Consider the following 3,464-nt stretch of genomic DNA (forward strand, 5'->3'; position numbering starts at 1 on the left):
GCAGGACGAGTCGCTGGAGGACATCCTGCAGCAGACGGTCCCGCCGCCGTCGGCGGAGAACCACGATCCGGTGGCGACGGACGATCAGCTGGGGGCGCGTCCGGGGCGGGCGAGCATCCTGCCGGTGCTGGCGAACGACTCGGATCAGGACGGCGACGTGCTGACGGCGCGGGTCGTGTCCGATCTGCCGTCGGGCATCACGGTGTCGCCGATCGCGAACGACTCGCAGCTGCAGATCGAGATCCCGGAGTCGTTCTCGGAGCGGATCGTGACGTTCCAGTACGAGGTCGTCGATGGCAAGGGCGGCTCGGCGACGGCGACCGTGACGGTGACGGTGCGCACGCCGGATGAGAACGGTGCGCCGGAGCCGCTGTTCGAGCAGTCGTTCACGATCGAGCAGACCGCCCGGTTCGAGTACCCGGGCCTGCAGGGCTGGTACGACCCCGACGGGGACGACTTCTACCTGCAGTCGGCCACGAGCCCCTCCGGCGACCAGATCGAGGCATCCCCGGCGGGCCGCATCCTCTACACCGCGACCGGATCCCCAGGGCCCACGACGGTCGAGCTCTCCATCGTCGACAGCCGCGGGCAGGCCGCGACCGGCTCGATCCGCGTCACCGTCATGGAGCGCAACACCGCGGAGATGATCGCGAACGCGGACTTCATCACCGCGACGGTCGGGCAGGAGGTGTCGATCGAGCCGCTCGCGAACGACTACGTGCCCGGCACCCAGGATGCGCGCCTCGCGCAGGTGTCGTTCGATCGCGCACCGCAGCTGACGGGCTCGTTCGATCCGGACACCGGCATCGTGTCGCTGTCCGGCGACACCGTCGGCACGCACTACCTGCCGTATCTCGCCTCCGCGGGCGCATCGTCGCCGACGGGGCAGATCCGCGTCGACATCCGCGAGACCGACGACGAGGCACGGCCCGTCGCCGTGCGCGACATCGCGCTGCTGCCGCAGCTGGGCGAGACGCTCGTCGACCTGCTCGCCAACGACGTCGACCCCTCGGGCGGCGTGCTCGTCGTGCAGTCGGTCGTCGCCGAGGGCTCGCCCGTCTCCGCGCAGCTGCTCGAGCGCCGCGTCCTGCGGCTGTCGGACACGCAGGGCATCGCCTCGGAGACGACGATCACCTACACGGTGTCGAACGGACGGTTCACCGAGACCGGGCAGGTGGTCGTCATCCCGGTGCCGCCGCCGGACCAGCCGGCGCAGCCCACGGCGGTCGCCGACACCGCGACGGTGCGCGAGGGCGACTTCGTGTCGATCCCCGTGCTCGAGAACGACTTCAGCCCCGACAACATCGAGCTGACCGTGTCGGGCGAGCTCGTCGAGACCACGTTCGCCTCCGGCGACGACGGCTGCGACGTCACAGGCGAGGATGCCGAGGGCTGCGCCTTCGTCGACGGCGACCAGGTGCGCGTGTTCGTGCCCGTCGGCGGCCCCTCGTCCATCCGCCTCGTCTACGAGATCTCCGACGTGCACGGCGGCGTCGCCACGGCGCCCATCGACGTCACGGTCGTCGCGCGCGACTCGGGCAACGCGCCGCCGATCGCCGAGACCGTGACGGCGCGCGTCGTCGAGGGCAATCGCGTGTCGATCCCGATCCCGCTCGACGGCATCGACCCCGACGGCGACGGCGTCGAGCTCGTCGGCTACGACGAGGCACCGGGCGCCGGGCGCATCGTCGAGGTCGGCGACGGCTTCTTCGTCTACGAGGCGTACGAGGGCACGGCGGGCTCGACGACCTTCACCTACCGCGTGCGCGATCGCTGGGGCGACGAGTCGACCGCCGCGGTCGTCGTGGGCATCGCACCGCCGCCCGAGATCAACCAGGCGCCGTACGCCGTGCGCGACGAGGTGTCGGTGCAGCCGGGCCGCGACATCGCCGTGGCCGTGCTCGCGAACGACTCCGACCCCGACGGCGACCTCCTCACGCTCGAGACCGACGGCATCGCCGACGCCTCGGAGGAGCTCGGCGAGGTGACGATCGACGAGGATCGCAGCACGGTCGACTTCGTGTCGCCGGATGCTCCGGGCGAGTACGAGCTGCGCTACCGCATCTCGGATGGCCGCGGCGGGTCGACGCAGGGTCTCGTGCTCGTGACCGTGGCCGAGGATGCGCCGCTCGAGCCGCCGATCGCGGTCGACGACGTCGTGCCGCCGGCCGAGGTCGTCGCGGGGGAGCCGCTCGCGGTGCCCGTGCTCGACAACGACCTCGACCCCGACGGCAGCCCCGACGCGCTCGAGGTGACGGTGCTGCAGGGTGCGGGCGACCTGGTGACGGACGGCATCCGCATGACGCCGAGCGACGAGGAGTTCCAGGTCGTCACGTACCGGGTGACGGACCCCGACGGCGAGAGCGCCGAGGCGTTCGTGTTCGTGCCCGTCGCGCGCGGGACCGCGCCGCGACTGTCGGATCCGAGCGCGGTGTACGAGGTGCAGTCGGGGATCGCGGAGGAGTTCGACCTCGACGAGCTGGTCGAGGTGTCGCAGAATGCGCCGCGCATCACGACCGCCGATCGCGTGTCGGCGACGAACGCGAACGGCGATCCGCTCGTGGTCGACGTCGACACGCTCGTCTACACGTCGGAGTCCGGCTACACGGGCCCGGCGACGCTCAGCTTCGAGGTGAGCGACGGCACCGACGAGTCCGACCCCGACGCCAACACCGCGACCCTCTCGATCGCGCTGCTCGTGCGCCCGTCCTCGGCCGTGCCGCCCACCTTCGACGGCGCCTCGATCCAGGTGCCGCAGGGCGGGACGGTCGACTTCGACCTCACGTCGGCCACCCGGGATCCCGATCCCGGCGACCTCGAGGAGATGGACTACGAGCGCGTCGGCGGCGAGTCGGGCCAGCTCGACGCGGCGATCGCGGATCAGACCCTCACGCTGACGGCCCCGGTGAACGCCGACCTCGGTGCGTCGGTGTCGTACTCGATCGAGGTGAGCGATCGCCATGGCAACGCCGTGCAGGGCACCGTGGTCGCGACCGTCGTGATCTCGAACGAGCCGCTCGCGAGCCTGCGCGACGACACGGGCGAGGCGGTGCAGGGCGTCGCCTCGGCCGTGAACGTGCTCGCCAACGACTACAACCCCTTCGAGGGCCAGGCGCCGCTGCGCGTGATCGAGGCGACGGTCGTCGGCGGCGACGGCCAGGCGACGACCGATGGCGCGACGGTCACGGTGACGCCCGGCTCGGAGTTCTCGGGCGTGCTGACCGTGCGCTACACGGTGCAGGATGCGACGGAGACCGTGCAGCGGCAGCAGACCGGGCAGGTCGTGCTGAACGTGAAGGGCCGGCCTGAGGCGCCGATCCGACCGAACGTGCTGTCGGTCGGGGACCAGACGGTGACGCTCGCGTGGGCTGCCCCGGCGTCGAACGGTGCGGCGATCTCGGGCTACACGGTGCAGAGCGCGGATGGGTCGTTCTCGCAGGCGTGCGCGTCGACGACGTGCACGC

Annotated in this window: 1 protein-coding gene; it reads left to right on the forward strand. The window is 71.5% G+C overall.

The genetic code is table 11. From position 1 onward, the window contains the following. Positions 1-70: 70 nt before the first annotated feature. Positions 71-3,464: fibronectin type III domain-containing protein (locus tag ABD249_RS02240; RefSeq protein WP_344339873.1), on the forward strand; the 3,394-nt coding region annotated here is incomplete at its 3' end.

Source organism: Agrococcus versicolor (genome assembly GCF_039531815.1).
Lineage (GTDB): Bacteria > Actinomycetota > Actinomycetes > Actinomycetales > Microbacteriaceae > Agrococcus > Agrococcus versicolor.